This window comes from Kitasatospora sp. NPDC040550, assembly GCF_055594965.1.
This window is the reverse complement of record NZ_JBVIWC010000023.1, coordinates 16,812-33,279: the sequence shown is the minus strand read 5'-3', so window position 1 is coordinate 33,279 and position 16,468 is coordinate 16,812. Positions and strand designations below refer to the sequence as shown.

Sequence of the window (16,468 nt, the reverse complement as noted above, 5' to 3'; positions counted from 1 at the left end):
GGGTACCTTCTTCGCACAGCGTCCGAACAGCAAGCCCCAGGAAGATGGTGCGCCGGTGGCCATGCCCGTCACCCAGGAGCGGTCCGGGACCGCTCCCGAGCCACAGGAACCGGCCCCGGCCCCCGGCCGCCCCGCCCGCGTGCTCGCCAAGGTCCGGGCCGGCCTGCCGCGCACCGGCCTCGCCGCGCTGTCCGGCCTGCTGCTCGCGCTCGCCTTCCCGCCGTACGACCTCTGGCCGCTGTCGCTGCTGGGCGTCGCCGCGCTGTCGCTGCTCACCCGCGGCCGCACCTTCCGCCAGGGCGCCTGGACGGGCTTCGCCTTCGGCTTCCCGTTCTTCCTGATGCTGCTCAGCTGGCTGCGGGTGGTCGGCTGGGACGCGACCGTCGGCCTGTCGGTGATCGAGGCGTTGTTCCTGGCCCTGCTCGGCGGGGCGCTGGCGCTCACCTCCCGGCTGCCCGGCTGGGCGTTCTGGGCGGCCGCCCTCTGGGTCACCCAGGAGTGGGCGCGCGACCGGCTGCCGCTGGGCGGCTTCCCCTGGGGCCGGCTGGCCTTCGCCAACACCGCGACGCCGTTCACCCCGCTGGCCGCCCTCGGCGGCGCGCCGCTGGTGACCTTCGCCGTGGCCCTGTCCGGCACCCTGCTCGCCTGGGCGGCGCTGCGCCTGCGCGGGCCGGGCCGGGCCCCGAAGGCGGCGGCGCTGGCGGCGCTCGGCGCGGTGGCCACGCTGCTGGCCGGCTACCTGGTGCCGGTGCCCACCGCCGCGGCCGACACGGTCAAGGTCGCCATCGTCCAGGGCAACGTGCCCAACCCGGGCATGGACTTCCTGGGCCGCCCGATGATGGTGCTCAACAACCACGCCTCGGCCACCGAGCGGCTCGCCGCCGACGTGCAGGCCGGCAAGGTGCCGCGCCCCGACGTGGTGATCTGGCCGGAGAACTCCTCCGACCTGGACCCGTTCAGCGACCCGCTGGCCCGCCAGCGCATCGACGAGGCGGTCAAGGCCGTCGGCGTGCCCACCCTGGTCGGCACCCTGGTGGACGGCCCGGACGCGCAGCACGTCCAGAACGAGGGCATCGTCTGGGACCCGGTCACCGGCCCCGGCGCCTCCTACACCAAGCAGCACCCCGTCCCGTTCGGCGAGTACGTGCCGTTCCGGGCCCAGCTGATGAAGGTGATCACCCGCCTCCAGCGGGTCGCCCGCGACTTCTACCCCGGCGACCACAACGGTGTGATGCAGCTCGGCCCGGCGAAGATCGGCGACGTGATCTGCTTCGAGGTGGCCTACGACGAGATCGTCCGGGACACCGTGGACAGCGGCGCCCGCGTCCTGGTCGTCCAGACCAACAACGCGACCTACGCCGAGACCGGCCAGCCCGAGCAGCAGCTGGCGATGAGCCGACTGCGCGCGGTCGAGCACGGCCGGGCCGTGCTGATCGCCGCCACCAGCGGCATCAGCGCCGTGATCGCCCCGGACGGCACCGTCGAGCAGCGCACCCAGGAGCTGACCCCGGCCGAGCTGTCCGCCACCGTCCCGCTGCGTGACGGCACCACGGTGGCCGACCGGGTCGGCGCCGTCCCGGAGTGGACGCTGGCCGTCGGCGGCCTGCTGGCCTGCGCCGCCGCCCTGCTGGTCGGCCGCCGCCGGAAGGCCGCGGACGGAACACCGGCCGCGGCGGAATCGTTGGACCAGGTGGTGCCGTAGCCGGCCCGGACCTCCCGTGCGGCGCGCAGAGCACCGCTTGGAGTGGATTCGTACCGTGACCCAGCAAGCTACCCCCGCCCGTCCGGCCCCGCGTAGCAGGCTGCGCCGGGTGCTGCCGCTGCTGTTCACCGCCTGGCTGGTGCTGGAGATCTGGCTGCTGGTGCAGGTGGCCTCCTGGCTCGGTGGCCTCACCGTCCTGCTGCTGCTCATCGCCGGCGCGGTGATCGGTGCCTCGCTGATCAAGCGGGCGGGGCTCAAGGCCCTGTCGGCGGCGATCGAGCAGAGCAAGAACCCGCAGTCCGAGCAGCCGCAGACCGGCACCAGCATGACCGTGGGCGCCGGGCTGCTGCTGATCGTCCCGGGCTTCCTGTCCGACCTGGTCGCCCTGACCCTGCTCTTCCCGCCGACCCGGGCGCTGTGGCGGGCGGCCGGCCGCCGGATCGCGGACAAGGCGATGCGCAGCACCGCCACCGTCGGCTCCGACGCCTTCGCGGACGCGCTGCGGCTGCAGGAGCAGATGCGCATCCACCGCCCGGACGGCAAGGTCGTCCAGGGCGAGGTGGTCGACCAGGAGACCGGTCCGCGCGGTCCGCAGGGCCCCGACACCACCTACCGCCCGCCGATCGCCGGCTGACCTGTCCGGACACTCCGGACACGTCGGCTGGACACGGCTCCGGACCTGGACACGGCTCCGGACAACGCGAAAGGGACCCTGGTGACCAGGGTCCCTTTTCGCGTCCTCCCGCTCGTGGCGGGAGCGAGTCGGGTCAGGCGCTCTTGCGGGTGTCACGCGGGTGCACCGCGAGGTTCATCCCGCCGGAGCGGAGCACGGCCAGCCGCTCGGCCAGCACCTCCTCCAGCTCCTCGCGCGTCCGGCGCTCCATCAGCATGTCCCAATGGGTGCGCGTGGGCTTGGTCTTCTTCTCCTCAGGCTCGTCACCGTCGAGGAGAACCGCCTCCTGGCCGCAGAAGCGGCATTCCCAGGCCTGAGGGATCTCCGCCTCGACCGAGAAAGGAACCTCGAATCGGTGTCCGTTCTGACATGCGTACTCGACGGTCTGGCGCGGGGCCAGATCGATACCACGGTCGGTCTCGTAGCTAGTGGCCCCGAGTCGCGTGCCGCGGAGAGCTCGCTCGCTCATGAATCGTGCCTCCCGGGCTTATGGCCCACAGGACTAGTGGTCGCTGTTCTTCGTCGTTCGGTCAACGCTCGGCTTCCGACGAAGATTCCCGTCCGGGGACATGCGTCGTCTGTCGTGCCGCCCCTGTTTGTACCCACCGTCGCCCGATTTGTCACATCTGGCCGGTGATATCACCCCAGGTGTCACCTATTTCACATCTGGTGATCGTGCGGACTTTCTGTGACGAGCCTACCGGTCGGCGATTCCGCGGCGCCGGTCGCCCCCGCTTCCCGGGCGGTCAGGAGATCGGTCGGGAACGGATCATCGGCTCGGTCTTGCCGAGGTCGACCGGGCGGACGGGCGGGGCGGCGTCCAGCGGTACCACCGGCGGGCGGTCCGGGCGGGGCGGCGCCGCGGAGGCGGGCTCGGTCCGGCTGTCGCGGTGCGGCAGCAGGGCGATCACCGCGTCGCGCAGCTGGGCCGGGGCCTCCTCGTCCAGTGGGTCGACGGTGGCGGGCACCTGGAGCCGGACCGGGGCGCCGTTGCCGATCCGGGCGTAGCCGCGGCCGACCGGGGCGTGGGCGGCGGGCACGATGTCCAGCGGCGCGCCGAGCGCGGCGCGGCCCTCCTCGGGCCCGGCCGGGCCGAGCAGCACCCTGGCCCGGGTGGTGGCCCGGACGGTGGGGGTGATCCGGTCCCGGGCCTCGACGTCGTCGGCGATCACCACGGTGACCCGGGCGGCCCGGCCGTGCCGCAGCGGCAGCTCCAGCAGCTCCTGCGGGTCGGGGCGGCCCTCGGCGTGGGCGAGCTCGCCCAGCTCGGTCGGGTGGTCCAGCAGCAGCCAGAGCGGCCGGGTGAGGTCCTCGGGCAGCGCGGTGCCGGTGTGCCGGGCGGTGTTCAGCGCGGCGAGCCGCCGCTCGGTCTCCTGGGCGGCCCACTCCAGGGCGGCCAGCGCGCCGTGCAGGCTGGTCTCGACGGTGTGCACGCCGGGCCGGTTGACCAGGCAGGCGTGCTCCCCGGTGCCGGCGCCGTCGACCACCACCAGGTCGGCGTACGGGAGCGCCTGGAGCGCGATCGAGCGGATCAGGCTGGAGGTGCCGTAGCCGGTGACGCCGAGGGCCAGCAGGTGCGGCTCGGAGGAGCGCGGGCCGGTGCGCCAGACCACCGGCGGCTGCTGGGCGGTGGCCCCGCCCTGGTGGACCGGGATGGTGCGGGCGGTGCCGTCCTCGTCGGTGAAGCCGAGCACGATCTCGCCCGGGGCGGCGACGAAGCGCTGGGCGGCGATGTCGGTGGGCAGCGGGGCCAGTGCGGTGATCCGCAGCCGGTTGGACTCCTCGTCCCAGTCGAAGCGGTACTCCCGGGCCCGGCCGGCCTTGCCCTGGACGACCTGCTCGATCCGGGCCCGGGCGGCGGGCTCGGTGTCGGTGAAGTACGCCGGGTAGCTGAGCTCCAGCCGGGAGAGCCGGCCCTCGCCGTCGAACTCCCAGGAGCCGAAGGCGTTCTTGTAGCTGCCCTCGAAGTGGTACAGCGGGTTGGCGTCCTCGGGGCCGCACAGGTACGGGGTGAGCGCCGAGTAGAGGGCGGTGAGCTTGACGTCGGCGACGTCGGGCGCGGGCGGCGCGGGCGCCGCCTTGGGGGCCCGGCCGGCCCAGGCGGCGCTGGCCATCAGGCCGACCAGTGCGAACAGCAGGCCGTGCGGCAGCAGGTAGATGCCGACCAGCACGGCGGCCGACAGGAACAGCGTCGGGCCGCGCCGCTCCGTCGGGGTGGCCTGCCAGCGGCCCTTGGCCCAGCCGGCGTGGTGGCGCAGCCCGCGGCCGATCACGGTGAGCGGGGCGAACATGTCGGTGGCGTGGTCCCCGGCGGTTCGGGCGAACTCGCGGCCCTTGCTGAGATGGCGGTGGAGCGGCATTCCGTGACTCCCCGGACGAGTGGGACGGGTGGGGGTGAGGGGGGACTGCTCGTGGTACGACGGGGCCCGGGGCGGTGGGATCCGCGCCCGGGCCGGTGGGGGGAGAGGCGGCGCCTAGAACCGAATGCCGCCGAGCAGGCTCGCCAGGCTGGCCCCGCCCGCGGTGATGCTGGGGGCGATCGAGGAACCGGCGACGTAGAAGCCGAAGAGGGCGCAGACGATGGCGTGCGAGACCTTTAGTCCGTCCCTGCGGAAGAACAGAAAGGCGATGGTGCCGAACAGGACGATGCCGGAAATCGAGAGGATCACTTCTGCTCCTCGGGGAGGGGGACGGGGGACAGTGTTACTTAAAGTGCCCTAATCGTGACAAAAAGTAATAGATGATGGAACGGCGCAAATGGGTGGTTCTGCTGTTCATTGCCGTCGGGTGGGCCGGACGGCGGTGTGCGAACCGGCCGGGGTGGGGGCCTGGAGTCGGGTGGGATCCGGGTGGTGCCGGTGCCGCGAGGCATTCCCGCGGGGTGGGCGGGAAGTTTCCGGGGGGTCCCGGAAGTTCGCTCGAACGGCCGCGCAACCCGTGCGGCCGCGCGTCGTTCCGCGCCCCGGGCCGGTGGGGCCGTCGTCCGGAATCCGGACGCCCGCTGGTCCGGCGGCGGCACCGGCCGCTACGGTGCGGTACGCACGAGCCCTCGTCACCCCTCTGGAAAGGCAGTCCGCCATGACCGATGCCCCCGACGCCGAGGTGATCGCGCTCGCCGGGAAGCTCTTCGACGCCGCCCGGGCCGGCGACACCGCCACCCTGACCACCGCGCTCGACGCCGGGGTCTCCGCGGACCTCACCAACGGCAGCGGCGACACCCTGGTGATGCTGGCCGCCTACCACGGCCACGCGGCCACCGTCGAAACCCTGCTCCAGCGCGGCGCCGACCCGAACCGGGCCAACGACAAGGGCCAGACCCCGCTGGCCGGGGCCGTCTTCAAGGGCGGCTCGGACGTCGTCGAGGCCCTGCTGGCCGGCGGCGCCGACCCGCGGGCCGGCGTCCCGTCCGCCGTCGACGCCGCCGCGATGTTCGGCAAGACCGAGCTGCTCGCCCGGTTCGAGGGTCGCTAGGGCCTGGCCGTAGGCTCTTCCACCATGGAGAGCACCGCCGAGCAGGCCGCCAGCACCGTCGAGTTCCGCATCACCGGGTACGCCCACCCCGACGCGCAGGCCCTGTCGGCGGAGGTGCAGCAGGAGTACGTCCGCCGCTACGGCGACCCGGACGAGACCGTGATGCACCCCGAGGACTTCGAGGCCCCGGCCGGCCTGTTCATGATCGCCTACCTGGACGGCCGGCCGGTCGCCTGCGGCGGCTGGCGGGCCAAGCAGGCCGGGCCGAACGGGCTGCGCGACGGCGACGTCGAGCTCAAGCGGATGTTCGTGGTCCCCGCCGCCCGCGGCCGGGGCCTGGCCCGGGCGGTGCTGCACCGCCTGGAGGAGACCGCGGTCGAGGCCGGGCACACCCGCGTCATCCTGGAGACCGGCAGCGAGCAGCCCGAGGCCATCGCGCTGTACGGCTCCGAGGGCTACACGGCGATCCGCAAGTTCGGCATCTACCGGGACCACCCGCTGAGCATCTGCCTCGGCAAGGAACTCCCCGCGGCGGTCTGAGCGGCGGGCGCTCCGGGTAGACACCCGGGGTGGACCACCGAGCACCCGAAGCGGAACGCCTCCCCGCCCTGGCCGCGCCCGGCGGGGAGCTGGAGCGGCTGGTCCTGGCCGGGCTGCGGGCCGTCGGTGCCGGCGGGGTCTGGGCCGTCGGCGACGCCGCGGGCACCCTCGGCGGCGGCAGTCACGGCACCCTCGGGCAGGGCCCGTACGCGCGGCTCGCGCCGGGGCCGGACATCCTGTACGACCTCGCCAGCCTGACCAAGGTGGTGGCGCTCTGGCCCGCCGCCGGAGTGCTGTGGCGGTCCGGCCGGCTGCCGCTGGACGAGCCGCTCGGCCGCTGGTGGCCGCCCGCCGCCGGGCGGCCCGTCGGCGCGGTGACTGTCCGTCAACTCATGGCCCACACTGCCGGGTTGCTGCCGTACACCCGCTTCGAGCAGCTCTACGGGCGGGAGCCGGCGGCGATCCGGGCCGGGGTGCTGGCCGCCCCGCTGCACCGCGCGCCGGGGGCGGCCGTGGAGTACACCGACCGTGCCGCCGTGCTGCTCTGCTACCTGGTCGAGGACCTCGGCGGCGCGCCGCTGGACGTCCTCGCCGAGCGCTGGACCTGGCGGCCGCTCGGCATGACCGACACCCGGTACGGGCCGCTCGGCGCCGCGGAGACCGCCCGGACCGCGCCGACCGAGTGGCACGAGCCGACCGGTGCCCACCTGCGCGGCGTCGTGCACGACCCCTCCGCCCGGCTGCTCGGCGGCGTCTCCGGCAACGCCGGCGTCTTCTCCACCGCCCGCGACCTGGCTCGCTTCCTCGCCGCCGTGCTCGCCCCGCCGCCCGAACTCCCGTGGGGCGGGCGGTGGATCGCCGAATCGCTGCGCGAGCAGACCGGCGGTCTGGCCCCCGCGCGCGGCCTGTCCTGGCTGGTCTCCGCCGGCACCGATCCGGCCGAGGGCACCTTCGTCCACTACGGCTTCACCGGCACCGGCTGCTGGGTCTCCCACCGCCAGGGCCGCTGGGCCCTGCTGCTCACCAACAAGGTGCACCACGACCGGAACACCCAGCCGCTGACCGACCTGCGCAACGCCTTCCGCCGGGCCGTCTTCGGCTGACGTGCCCAGCGGCGCGACACGGTGACCCGATCGGGTGGATTAGGTACGAACCACCTTTGCCGGGGCGGCGGTTGCGGCAGAGTGGCCGGGACGGGCAACGGCCGGCGGAGGAGGCGCGATGACGGAGACCTGGGCACTCACGGAGGAGCAGTGGCTCGCCCGGATACTGCGCGCCTACATCGGCTGCAGCGTGCTGCTCACCGACGAGGACGGCAGGATCCTGCTGCTGAAAGCGAGTTACCGCGACCAGTGGCAGTTCCCCGGCGGCGGGATGGACCCGGGGGAGGGCCCCGCGGAGTGCGCGGCCCGCGAACTGCGGGAGGAGACCGGGCTGTCGGCGGGCGAGCTGCGGTTGTTGGTGGTGGAGTGGCGCGAGGCGATCCCCGACCAGGGCCGGCACGCCCACCCGGCCGTGCACTTCATGTTCGACGGCGGCGCGGTCGAGCCCGGCGCGGAGATCCGGCTGCAGGCGGAGGAGATCGCCGACCACGGCTACTTCACCCCCGCCCGGGCGGCCGCCCTGCTGCACCCCTGCGCGGCGCGCCGGCTCACCGGGGCCCTGGAGGCCCGGCGGACCGGCGCCGCCGTGCTGCTGCACTCGGCGGGGTACGTGGGCTGACCGGGCCGGTCAGACGAGGGTGCTCCAGTAGTACCAGAACCGGCTCAGGACGAGCAGCGCGATCACCGCCGCCCACAGCACCGGCAGCGCCCAGTGGTAGCGCGCCGCCTCCCGGGCCACCGCCCGCATCCTCGGCCCGACCGGGATCACGCCGGTGCGCAGGTTGTGCAGCGTGGTGTACCAGAACAGCACCACCACCGTCGCCCAGACCACCATGCAGTACGGGCACAGCGCGCCGATCTCGTACAGCGCCTGGTCGATCAGCCAGTGCACGAACACCACGCCCAGCGCCGTCCCCGCGTGCAGGCCCAGCCAGAACCAGCGCCGGTACGCGGCGCCCGCCAGCAGCCCCGCCCCGATCGCCGCCAGCGCGCCGAACGCGGCCAGGCCGAGCAGCGGGTTCGGGAAGCCGAACACCTCCGCCTGCTCGGTGCGCATCACCGAGCCGCAGCTGATCACCGGATTGATGTTGCAGCTGGGGACGTACGACGGGTTCTCCAGGATGCGGAGCTTGTCGAAGGTCAGGACGGCCGAGGCGGCCAGCCCGACCAGCCCGCCGAGGAACAGCAGGAGGGCGAGGGCCCGGCTCGCGCCGATCGGGCCACGGCCGGCGGCGTCGGGGACGGACGGGGAGGGGTGCACGGTGGTCGGGGCGGTCATGACAGCACACTCCGGTGGCTGGCTGGGAGGGGCCGGCCCGGCCGGGAGTTCGGCCGGGCCGGTGGTGCCGTGCGGGGCGGGGCGGTGCGAGTGCGGAACGGTGCGAGTGCGGGGCGGTGCGGCCTACTGGAGGCCGGCGGCCTGCTTCACCTGGGCGGTGAACTGCTCGGGCGTGGCGGTGGTGTTGCCCGCGAACAGGTTGATCGTCTTGCCGTCCACCTTGACCGTCGGGGTGCCGGTCACCTGGCTGTTGTTGAACGCGTCGGCCACCTTCGCCGCCCACGGCGCGTACGTCCGGTCGGTGACCGCCTTCACGAAGGCGTCGGTCTTGAGGCCGGGCACCTGGCCGGCCAGGTCCAGCAGGTGGTTGACGTCGCCGAAGTCGTCGCTGCGCTCGTCCGGCTGGTTGGCGTAGAGCACGTCGTGGAAGGCCTTGAACTTGTCCACGCCCTCGTTCAGCGCGGCGCCGGCGGCGGCCAGCGCGGTGCGCGAGCCCTTGCCGCCGAGGTTCTTGTCCAGGAAGGCGGCCAGGTGGAACTCCACCTTGATCTGGCCGTCCTGGGTGAGCTGCTTGACGGTCTGGCCGTTCGCCGCCTCGAAGTGCTTGCAGACCGGGCAGCGGAAGTCCTCGTAGACCTCCATGGTGTGCGGGGCGTCGGCCTTGCCGAGGGTGATCACCGTGCCGTCCGGGCCGGTGGCGTTGGCCGGGACGACCAGCGGGGCCGAGGAGGCGGCCGCGGCCGCCTTGTCGTCGTTCTTCGAGCCGGTGTTGATCGCGAGCGCGACACCGCCGGCCAGTGCCAGCACGACGACGGCGGAGACCGACACGACGATCAGCTGACGGCGCTTGGCGGCCTGCTGCTCGCGGCGCTGCGCCTCCTGGATCCGCTCGCGGGCGCTGACGCGCTTCTTGTTCTTGTCCTGAGCCATGGGGAAGTCAACTCCTGTACGCGGCGCGCGGGCGCGCGCGGGTGGCCGCACTCGGGTGCGGCGGGGGCAAGTGACGCGGAGTCGAGCGCACTGCCCACGGGCGTACGGAACCGTGCACGCTCAGGTGCCGGAAGGGGGTACGCGCTCAGCAGGCAGGCGCGAGGACCGGCGGACCACGCCGGGGAGCCGGGCTCAGCACCACGTCCTCGCGGCGCGGCCGCTCGTGGTCGGACACCGGCAGCGGCACCCGCAGCACCGGGCGCACCGGCGCCGGGAGCAGCAGCAGGAGCAGCGCCCGCAGCGGGCGGGCCAGGGACTGGTGCAGCGCGCGCAGCGCCCGGGCCAGGCCGGACAGCGCGGCGTCACCCAGCCGCAGCCAGGCCGAGGCGGCCAGCGCGATCGCCAGGTGCACCACCAGGAGCAGCAGCTGCGTCGCCGCGGGCGCCAGCTCCCCGGTGTGGCCCAGCGGGCCGCCCAGCAGCGAGCCGTCCACCGAACCGCCGCCGCAGACCAACAGGTTCACCCCGCGCGCGGACACGTGCTCGGAGAGCACCGGCCCACAGGCGGTCTGGCCCAGGTTGAAGGTGGTGTTCAGCAGCAGCTCGACCGGCACCATCACGGCGGTGATGTGCAGCAGCCGGCGTTCCCCGCCGGCCAGCGCGGCCACCACCAGGAAGACGACGGCACTCGCCGTGGCCACCAGCGACAGCGACAGCGGGCGACCGGTGATGACCACCTGGCCCAACGCGGCCATCGGCACGGCGAGCGCGGTGAACACCGCGGCCCGCAGGGCCCTGGTCGCATGGGTGGAGGTCAGCACGCTCCGGAGTATGCCATGCCCCTCGCGCCGGGCACGAGGGCGCGTAGGACCCTTGACAGCCGTGACGGCGCCCGCCCGGGCCGTGACGGCGCCCGCCCGGGCCGTGACGGCGCCCGCCCGGGCCGTGACGGCGCCCGCCCGGGCCGTGCGGGGTCGACAGCCGCCGCCCGGTGCCTACCCTGGAAGGCATCACCGGTGACCCCGACGAGGGGGTGCGCGTCCATGGCGAGGCCCGAGACCACGGTCGGACGGGTGCTGCTCGACCGCGTCGAGGCCCAGGCGGTGGTGCTGGCCGGACTGGACGACGCCGTCCGGGCTGACGAACCCGACGCCGTGCACCGGATGCGGGTCGCCTGCCGACGGCTGCGCAGCGCACTGCGGACCTTCCGCCGACTGCTCGACCCCGGCACCACCGACACCCTGGTCGCCGACCTGCGCTGGCTGGGCGCCGCCCTCGGCCGGGCCCGGGACGGCGAGGTGCTCGCCGAACGGCTGGCCGCCCGGGCCGGCGAACTGCCGCAGGCCTGCGGGCCGGAACGGGTCGCCGGGGCGCTGCGGGAGTGGGGCCGGACCGAGTACCGCCGGGCCCGGCCCGACGTGGTCGCCGCCCTCGACAGCCCCCGCCGCCGGGCGCTCACCGAAGCCCTGACCACCCTGCTCGCCGACCCGCCGCTGCGCCCGCGCGCGGCCCGGGCCGCCGGCCCCGAGCTCTCCCGGATCGCGGCCCGGGAACAGCGCCGCACCGCGGCCCGGATCCGCACCGCCCTCGCGGCCGGCCCTGCGGAGCGCGACGGCGCCCTGCACGAGGCCCGCAAGGCCGCCAAGCGCGCCCGCTACGCCGGGGAGACGGCGGCACCCGCGGTCGGCGCGGCGGCGGAGCGCTACGCGGAGCGGATGAAGGCCGTCCAGGAGGTGCTGGGCGAGCACCAGGACGCGGTGGTCGCCGCCGCGGCCCTGGCGGCCCGGCCCGCGGCGGCCGGCGAGCCCTTCGCCTGCGGGGTCCTCTACGCGGGCCAGCTGGCGGCGGCGGAGGCGGCCCGGGCCAGGCTGCCGGAGGTCTGGGCCGGGGCGGCGGGCCGGAAGCTGGCGCGGTTCGGCTAGGCGGCCTGGGGACCTAGCGGGTGTCGCCGTCGGGCAGGGCGAGCCAGCGGTCGTCCTCGAACTCGGCGGGGACGTCCTCCGCCCAGGGGTCGATGCCCCGGCGTTCCAGCTCGTCGAACCAGCGGTCCCGCTGGGACCCGGGGAGCCGTGCCGCGCACCACGGGCAGAAGTCGATGCCGATGCTGGACCGGCCGCCGTCGCGGACGATGATCCCGTACTCCTGGTACTTCGCGATGAACAGCACCACCGCGTCGGGGCAGTCGAACGGGTCGTCGTGCCGGTGGCACTGTCGGTCCAGCTGCCTGGTCATCGACTCGCAACAGTGTGCTGTCATCGCCTCGGACGCTCCGGTTCGTCAGGTGGGGGCACGTCGGTTCGGGTGGAGGCTACGGCGGTTCGGGGTCGCGGCGGTACCCGTTTCCCGTCCTGCCTGCTCCGTCGGTCCTGCTCGCCCTGCCCGCTGCGTCACGTTCCGCGCGCGGCCGCGAAGGCGCGGCGGGTGGGGCTGTCCGGCGGGGCGAGGAAGGCGAAGACGTGGCGGCCCTCCTCGGGGAGCGGCAGCACGGTGTAGTCGAGGACGGCGGTGTCCAGCGCGGGGTGGCGGACGTGGAGGCGGCCGGGGCCCGGCGGGGCGGCCCGGTGGTGGTCCCAGAGCGCGGCGAACTCCGGGCTGGCCGTGGAGAGCCGGCCGACCAGGGCGAGCAGGCTCCGGTCGCGGGGGCGGTCGGCGTGCTGGGCGCGCAGAGAGGCGACCAGGTCGGCGCCGATCGAGTGGTCGGCGGCCGTGTTGCCCGCCGAGCGGTCCCGGTACGGGCAGCAGAAGACCTGCCAGAGCAGGTTGCGTTCGTGCGGCGGTCGCCGTTCCGGCCCGGCCAGCAGCAGTGCGGCGGGCCGGTTCCAGGCCAGCAGGTCGAAGGTCGGGCCGGTGACGAAGGCGGGGGCGGCGTCCAGGGTCTCCAGCAGGGCCAGGGTGGCCGCGGGGACTGCCGGGGCGGCCGCCGGTTCGGCGGCTGGGCGAGCGGAGGGCGGCGCTGTAGGGCCGCGCCGTACGGCCAGCCGGTGCAGGTAGGCGCGCTCCGGGCCGCTCAGGTGCAGGGCCTCGGCGAGACCGTCCAGGACCGAACCGGTGGGCACCCGTTGGCGGCCCTGTTCCAGCCGGGCGTAGTAGTCGGCTGAGATCCCGGCGCGGGCGGCGACCTCCTCGCGGCGCAGCCCGGGGGTGCGGCGGCGACCGGCCGCGGGCAGGCCCGCGTCGGCGGGCGCGAGTCGGGTACGGCGGGCGCGCAGGAACGCGCCCAGCGGGGTCTCGGGCATGCGCGCCAGGCTGCCACAGCCGGGCCGGCGCAACCAGGACCGGGCTGTCCCTGGTTGGGCGGTCCGGGGAACGACCGGCCGCTGGTGGGCCGACGGGGGCGGCGGCAGGCTCGCCGCATGGGACTTCTCGACGACAAGGTCACGATCGTCACCGGTGCCGGGCGTGGCATCGGCGCCACCGCCGCCCGGCTGTTCGCCCGGGAGGGCGCGCTGCTGGTGCTGGCCGCCCGGTCCGCGCCGGAGGTGGGGGCGCTGGCCGCCGAACTGCGGGCCGGCGGCGGGGAGGCGGTGGCGGTGGCCGCCGACCTGACCACCGCCGAGGGCGCCCAGCGGACGGTGGACGCGGCGCTGGCCGCCTTCGGCCGGCTGGACGCGGCCTTCGACAACGCGGGCAACGGCCTGGTGCCCGTCCCGCTCGCCGAACGCTCGGAGGCCGAGTGGGACGACACCCACGCGCTCAACCTGCGGGGCAACTGGCTCTGCCTGCGCGCCCAGCTGCGGGCGATGTCGACGGCGGGCCGCGGCGGCTCGGTGGTGCTCAACTCCGGGGTGGGCGCGCTGGTCGGGGGCTTCGGCGACGGCGCCCAGCAGGCCGCCAAACACGGACTGACCGGCCTGGTCAAGGCGGCCACCGCCGACTACGCCCGGTACGGGGTCCGGGTCAACGCCGTCGCGCCCGGGGTGGTCCGCACGCCCGGGACGGAGGAGTACTTCGCGGCCGGCCCGGAGTTCGCCGCCCTGGTCGCCCGCTCGACCCCGCTGGGCCGCCCGGGCCTGGACACCGAGGTGGCGGAGGCGGCGGCCTGGCTGCTCAGCGACCGGGCCTCGTACGTGGCGGGCGTGACCCTGCCGGTGGACGGCGGGATCACGGCCACCCGGCGGTTCGATTGAGCCGCACGGAGCCGTTCGGGGCGGCTCGGAGCGGCTCGGAGCCGCTCGGGCCCGCTCGGGGCCGTGGGCTAACGGGGGCTGAGCCCCGCCGAGACGGCCGCCTCGCGGAGCAGGTCGCGGAGCATCGCGGTGGTCAGCCGGCCGGTGTTCGTGTTGCGCGGGCTGACGTGGTAGCAGCCGTACAGCCGCAGGTCGGGGCCGCCGTCCCGGGCGGGGAGGGTGACCAGGGCGGCGTGGCCGAAGGCCGGGCGCGGGCGGGGGACGGTCCAGCCGGCGTCGGCGAGCACCGGCAGCATCGCCTGCCAGGCGAAGCCGCCGAGGGCGACGACCGTCCGTACGGTGGGGCGCAGCAGTTGCAGTTCGCGGGTGATCCAGGGGCGGCAGGTGTCGCGTTCGGCGGTGCTGGGCTTGTTGTCGGGCGGGGCGCAGCGGACCGGGTCGGTGATCCGGACGCCGTACAGCTCCAGGCCGTCGCCGTGCCGGACGGACTCCGCGCGGTTGGCGAGCCCGAGTTCGTGGAGGGCCGCGTAGAGGAGGTCGCCGGAGGGGTCGCCGGTGAAGATCCGGCCGGTGCGGTTGGCGCCGTGGGCGGCGGGGGCGAGACCGACCAGGACGAGCGGGGCGTCGGGCGGGCCGAAACCGGGGATCGGCCGGGCCCAGTAGTCCCAGTCCTGGTAGGCGCGGCGCTTGGTGCGGGCGGTCTCCTCGCGCCAGGCGACCAGCCGGGGGCAGGCCCGGCAGTCGGTGACGACCCGGTCGAGGACGGTGAGCCCGGTGGCGCGGGCGGCGGCCTCGGCCGGGTGGCGGGGGTCGCCGGGGTCATCGGCGGGGGCCGGCTGCATGGCCTTGATCCTAGGGCCGGTCGTCCCCAGGGGTGCAGCACGTTCGGTCCGGCGGTGTCCGGGCAGGCGTAGCGTGGAAGCAGTTGCTCCGGTGGCCCCCGGCCCGGTCCGGTCGGTGGCGGCCGGACCGGCCGGTGTGCGCGCCGGTGTGCGCGGAGGCCGCGAGGAGGCCGCGATGATCGTCGATGCGGTGCTGGGGGCTCTCGGGGGGCTGGCCGGGCTGGGGGCGATCTGGGCGGGGCTGAGCATCCGGGTGGTCCAGCAGTTCCAGAAGGGCGTGGTGTTCCGCTTCGGCAAGGTCCGTGACGAGGTCCGCGAGCCCGGGCTGGTCGCGCTGATGCCGATCGCGGACCGGCTGCGCCGGGTGAACGTGCAGATCGTGACGATGCCGATCCCGGCGCAGGAGGGCATCACCCGGGACAACGTGACCGTGCGGGTGGACGCGGTCGTCTACTACCGGGTGGAGGACCCGGTCAAGGCGACGGTCAACGTGCAGGACTACAACTTCGCGATCTCCCAGGTCGCGCAGACCTCGCTGCGGTCGATCATCGGCAAGAGCGAGCTGGACGACCTGCTGGCCAACCGCGAACCGATCAACCAGGGGCTGGAGTTGATGATCGACAGCCCGGCGCTGGGCTGGGGCATCGAGATCGACCGGGTGGAGATCAAGGACGTCGCCCTGCCGGAGTCGATGAAGCGCTCGATCGCGCGCCAGGCGGAGGCCGAGCGGGAGCGGCGGGCGCGGATCATCACGGCCGACGGCGAGTTCCAGGCCTCGTCCCGGCTGTCGGAGGCGGCGGCGGTGATGAGCGCGACCCCGGCGGCGCTCCAACTGCGGTTGCTGCAGACCGTGGTGGAGGTGGCGGCGGAGAAGAACTCGACGCTGGTGCTGCCGTTCCCGGTGGAGCTGCTGCGGTTCCTGGACAGCGCGACGGAGTCCCAGCAGCGGGACCTGCTGGCGGCCGCCGCCGTCGCCGCCGCCGCGAAGTCGGCGGAGCAGGCGGTGGAGCGCGGGGTGGTGCCGGAGGAGGACCTCCGGCACGAGCAGCCCAAGCACGAACTGCCGCCGCTGGAAAAGCTGTTGAGCACGTCGCCGCTGGACGGGACGGACCCGGACGGATTAGACCCGGACGGGGCGGACCCGGACGGGACGGACCTCGACGGAACCGATCCGGAGGCGGCCGGCCCGGCGGAGCGCGGGCTCGGGGAGCGCGGGGCGGAGGAACGCACCGGGCCCGGGGCGGCGTCCTGAGCGCCGTCGGGCCCGCGCGGGCCCGGTGGCGTGGGTCACCCGGTCGGACCAGGATGGACGAGGGGCTGGAAGCCAGGCCAGGAGGCGGACCATGACCATCGCCAGCGACATCATGCACCCGGGGGCGGAGTGCATCCGCGAGCACGAGACGCTCGCCGCCGCCGCCCGGATCATGCGGGAACGACATGTGGGCGCGCTGCCCATCTGCGGGGAGAACGACCGGCTGCTGGGCATCGTGACGGACCGCGACATCGTGCTGCGCTGCGTCGCGGAGGGGCGCGATCCGTCCGAGGTGACGGCAGGTGAACTGGCGCTCGGCCGGCCGATGACGGTGGAGGCGGACGAGGACTGCGAGCAGGTGCTGCGGGTGATGGAGCAGTACCAGGTGCGCCGCCTGCCGGTGATCAACCACCCGGAGCACAAGCTGGTCGGCATGATCAGCGAGGCCGACATCGCCCGCGGGCTGCCGCAGGCCCGGCTCGCGGAGTTCGTGTCGGCGATCTGTGCCGACGAGGCGCCGAAGAAGGACGCGTTGCAGGGCTGATCCGGA

At 74.8% G+C, this 16,468-nt stretch carries 19 protein-coding genes; 10 read left to right on the top strand and 9 right to left on the bottom strand.

Annotated elements, in window-relative coordinates; translation table 11 throughout:
* The first annotated feature begins 61 nt into the window (after window positions 1-61).
* Both lnt and fxsA read left to right on the top strand, forming a co-directional pair.
* The gene (gene lnt, locus ACZ58X_RS29115; protein ID WP_470336564.1) at window positions 62-1,702 is read left to right on the top strand and encodes an apolipoprotein N-acyltransferase; all 1,641 of its coding nucleotides are present in this window, start codon (window positions 62-64) and stop codon (window positions 1,700-1,702) included.
* A gap of 55 nt (window positions 1,703-1,757) precedes the next feature.
* The gene (fxsA, locus tag ACZ58X_RS29110; protein ID WP_470336563.1) at window positions 1,758-2,336 is read left to right on the top strand and encodes an FxsA family membrane protein; all 579 of its coding nucleotides are present in this window, start codon (window positions 1,758-1,760) and stop codon (window positions 2,334-2,336) included.
* A 133-nt stretch (window positions 2,337-2,469) separates the two neighbouring features.
* Here the strand turns inward: fxsA and ACZ58X_RS29105 are convergent, their stop codons facing one another.
* From ACZ58X_RS29105 to ACZ58X_RS29095, 3 genes are all read right to left on the bottom strand, one after another.
* Window positions 2,470-2,844 carry an RNA polymerase-binding protein RbpA gene (locus ACZ58X_RS29105; protein ID WP_350506367.1) on the bottom strand — a complete coding sequence of 125 codons (375 nt, stop codon included), beginning with the start codon at window positions 2,842-2,844 and terminating at the stop codon, window positions 2,470-2,472.
* A 277-nt stretch (window positions 2,845-3,121) separates the two neighbouring features.
* On the bottom strand, window positions 3,122-4,735 hold the full coding sequence (locus tag ACZ58X_RS29100) for a hypothetical protein (protein ID WP_470336562.1): 1,614 nt from the start codon (window positions 4,733-4,735) through the stop codon (window positions 3,122-3,124).
* A gap of 114 nt (window positions 4,736-4,849) precedes the next feature.
* Entirely contained in the window at window positions 4,850-5,044 is a 195-nt protein-coding gene (locus ACZ58X_RS29095; protein ID WP_097238968.1) for a hypothetical protein, read from the bottom strand.
* A gap of 409 nt (window positions 5,045-5,453) precedes the next feature.
* Here ACZ58X_RS29095 and ACZ58X_RS29090 point away from each other — a divergent pair, with 409 nt between their 5' ends.
* The 4 genes from ACZ58X_RS29090 (at window position 5,454) to ACZ58X_RS29075 (ending at window position 8,108) form a co-directional block, all read left to right on the top strand.
* The gene (locus tag ACZ58X_RS29090; RefSeq protein WP_470336561.1) at window positions 5,454-5,846 is read left to right on the top strand and encodes an ankyrin repeat domain-containing protein; all 393 of its coding nucleotides are present in this window, start codon (window positions 5,454-5,456) and stop codon (window positions 5,844-5,846) included.
* Between the two features lie 24 nt (window positions 5,847-5,870).
* Entirely contained in the window at window positions 5,871-6,386 is a 516-nt protein-coding gene (locus ACZ58X_RS29085) for a GNAT family N-acetyltransferase (protein ID WP_470336560.1), read from the top strand.
* Between the two features lie 29 nt (window positions 6,387-6,415).
* Window positions 6,416-7,489 (top strand): serine hydrolase domain-containing protein, encoded by a 1,074-nt coding sequence (locus tag ACZ58X_RS29080; RefSeq protein ID WP_470336559.1) that lies wholly within the window; start codon window positions 6,416-6,418, stop codon window positions 7,487-7,489.
* 118 nt (window positions 7,490-7,607) lie between these two features.
* Window positions 7,608-8,108 carry an NUDIX domain-containing protein gene (locus ACZ58X_RS29075; RefSeq protein WP_470336558.1) on the top strand — a complete coding sequence of 167 codons (501 nt, stop codon included), beginning with the start codon at window positions 7,608-7,610 and terminating at the stop codon, window positions 8,106-8,108.
* 9 nt (window positions 8,109-8,117) lie between these two features.
* On the opposite strand, the gene ACZ58X_RS29070 is transcribed toward ACZ58X_RS29075, so the two are convergent.
* The 3 genes from ACZ58X_RS29070 to ACZ58X_RS29060 form a co-directional block, all read right to left on the bottom strand.
* On the bottom strand, window positions 8,118-8,768 hold the full coding sequence (locus tag ACZ58X_RS29070) for a vitamin K epoxide reductase family protein (protein ID WP_470336557.1): 651 nt from the start codon (window positions 8,766-8,768) through the stop codon (window positions 8,118-8,120).
* 123 nt (window positions 8,769-8,891) lie between these two features.
* A complete protein-coding gene (locus tag ACZ58X_RS29065; protein WP_380401389.1) occupies window positions 8,892-9,698 on the bottom strand; it encodes a DsbA family protein in 807 nt (268 codons plus the stop codon).
* 145 nt (window positions 9,699-9,843) lie between these two features.
* Complete coding sequence (locus tag ACZ58X_RS29060) at window positions 9,844-10,518, bottom strand: hypothetical protein (RefSeq protein WP_470336556.1); 675 nt, start codon at window positions 10,516-10,518, stop codon at window positions 9,844-9,846.
* A gap of 222 nt (window positions 10,519-10,740) precedes the next feature.
* Between ACZ58X_RS29060 and ACZ58X_RS29055 the strand changes: the two genes are divergently transcribed.
* The gene (locus tag ACZ58X_RS29055) at window positions 10,741-11,619 is read left to right on the top strand and encodes a CHAD domain-containing protein (protein ID WP_470336555.1); all 879 of its coding nucleotides are present in this window, start codon (window positions 10,741-10,743) and stop codon (window positions 11,617-11,619) included.
* A gap of 13 nt (window positions 11,620-11,632) precedes the next feature.
* Here ACZ58X_RS29055 and ACZ58X_RS29050 read toward each other — a convergent pair whose 3' ends face one another.
* Together ACZ58X_RS29050 and ACZ58X_RS29045 are read right to left on the bottom strand one after the other, a co-directional pair.
* On the bottom strand, window positions 11,633-11,953 hold the full coding sequence (locus tag ACZ58X_RS29050) for a DUF6980 family protein (RefSeq protein WP_470336554.1): 321 nt from the start codon (window positions 11,951-11,953) through the stop codon (window positions 11,633-11,635).
* 131 nt (window positions 11,954-12,084) lie between these two features.
* Window positions 12,085-12,933, bottom strand: a complete 849-nt coding sequence (locus ACZ58X_RS29045; RefSeq protein ID WP_470336553.1) for a helix-turn-helix domain-containing protein — start codon at window positions 12,931-12,933, stop codon at window positions 12,085-12,087.
* 117 nt (window positions 12,934-13,050) lie between these two features.
* On the opposite strand from ACZ58X_RS29045, the gene ACZ58X_RS29040 reads away from it, so the two are divergent.
* A complete protein-coding gene (locus ACZ58X_RS29040; RefSeq protein WP_470336552.1) occupies window positions 13,051-13,824 on the top strand; it encodes an SDR family NAD(P)-dependent oxidoreductase in 774 nt (257 codons plus the stop codon).
* A 68-nt stretch (window positions 13,825-13,892) separates the two neighbouring features.
* Here the strand turns inward: ACZ58X_RS29040 and ACZ58X_RS29035 are convergent, their stop codons facing one another.
* Window positions 13,893-14,666 (bottom strand): uracil-DNA glycosylase, encoded by a 774-nt coding sequence (locus ACZ58X_RS29035; protein WP_470336551.1) that lies wholly within the window; start codon window positions 14,664-14,666, stop codon window positions 13,893-13,895.
* A gap of 175 nt (window positions 14,667-14,841) precedes the next feature.
* Here ACZ58X_RS29035 and ACZ58X_RS29030 point away from each other — a divergent pair, with 175 nt between their 5' ends.
* The gene (locus ACZ58X_RS29030) at window positions 14,842-15,918 is read left to right on the top strand and encodes a slipin family protein (protein WP_470336550.1); all 1,077 of its coding nucleotides are present in this window, start codon (window positions 14,842-14,844) and stop codon (window positions 15,916-15,918) included.
* Between the two features lie 91 nt (window positions 15,919-16,009).
* Complete coding sequence (locus tag ACZ58X_RS29025; protein ID WP_470336549.1) at window positions 16,010-16,462, top strand: CBS domain-containing protein; 453 nt, start codon at window positions 16,010-16,012, stop codon at window positions 16,460-16,462.
* The last annotated feature ends 6 nt before the right edge of the window (window positions 16,463-16,468 follow it).

Coding starts and splice junctions, on each gene's coding strand:
- lnt (WP_470336564.1), top strand. CDS start 62: ATGCCCGTCACCCAGGAGCGGTCCGGGACCGCTCCCGAGCCACAGGAA.
- ACZ58X_RS29105 (WP_350506367.1), bottom strand. CDS start 2,844: ATGAGCGAGCGAGCTCTCCGCGGCACGCGACTCGGGGCCACTAGCTAC.
- ACZ58X_RS29100 (WP_470336562.1), bottom strand. CDS start 4,735: ATGCCGCTCCACCGCCATCTCAGCAAGGGCCGCGAGTTCGCCCGAACC.
- ACZ58X_RS29090 (WP_470336561.1), top strand. CDS start 5,454: ATGACCGATGCCCCCGACGCCGAGGTGATCGCGCTCGCCGGGAAGCTC.
- ACZ58X_RS29085 (WP_470336560.1), top strand. CDS start 5,871: ATGGAGAGCACCGCCGAGCAGGCCGCCAGCACCGTCGAGTTCCGCATC.
- ACZ58X_RS29075 (WP_470336558.1), top strand. CDS start 7,608: ATGACGGAGACCTGGGCACTCACGGAGGAGCAGTGGCTCGCCCGGATA.
- ACZ58X_RS29070 (WP_470336557.1), bottom strand. CDS start 8,768: ATGACCGCCCCGACCACCGTGCACCCCTCCCCGTCCGTCCCCGACGCC.
- ACZ58X_RS29065 (WP_380401389.1), bottom strand. CDS start 9,698: ATGGCTCAGGACAAGAACAAGAAGCGCGTCAGCGCCCGCGAGCGGATC.
- ACZ58X_RS29055 (WP_470336555.1), top strand. CDS start 10,741: ATGGCGAGGCCCGAGACCACGGTCGGACGGGTGCTGCTCGACCGCGTC.
- ACZ58X_RS29050 (WP_470336554.1), bottom strand. CDS start 11,953: ATGACAGCACACTGTTGCGAGTCGATGACCAGGCAGCTGGACCGACAG.
- ACZ58X_RS29045 (WP_470336553.1), bottom strand. CDS start 12,933: ATGCCCGAGACCCCGCTGGGCGCGTTCCTGCGCGCCCGCCGTACCCGA.
- ACZ58X_RS29040 (WP_470336552.1), top strand. CDS start 13,051: ATGGGACTTCTCGACGACAAGGTCACGATCGTCACCGGTGCCGGGCGT.
- ACZ58X_RS29035 (WP_470336551.1), bottom strand. CDS start 14,666: ATGCAGCCGGCCCCCGCCGATGACCCCGGCGACCCCCGCCACCCGGCC.
- ACZ58X_RS29030 (WP_470336550.1), top strand. CDS start 14,842: ATGATCGTCGATGCGGTGCTGGGGGCTCTCGGGGGGCTGGCCGGGCTG.
- ACZ58X_RS29025 (WP_470336549.1), top strand. CDS start 16,010: ATGACCATCGCCAGCGACATCATGCACCCGGGGGCGGAGTGCATCCGC.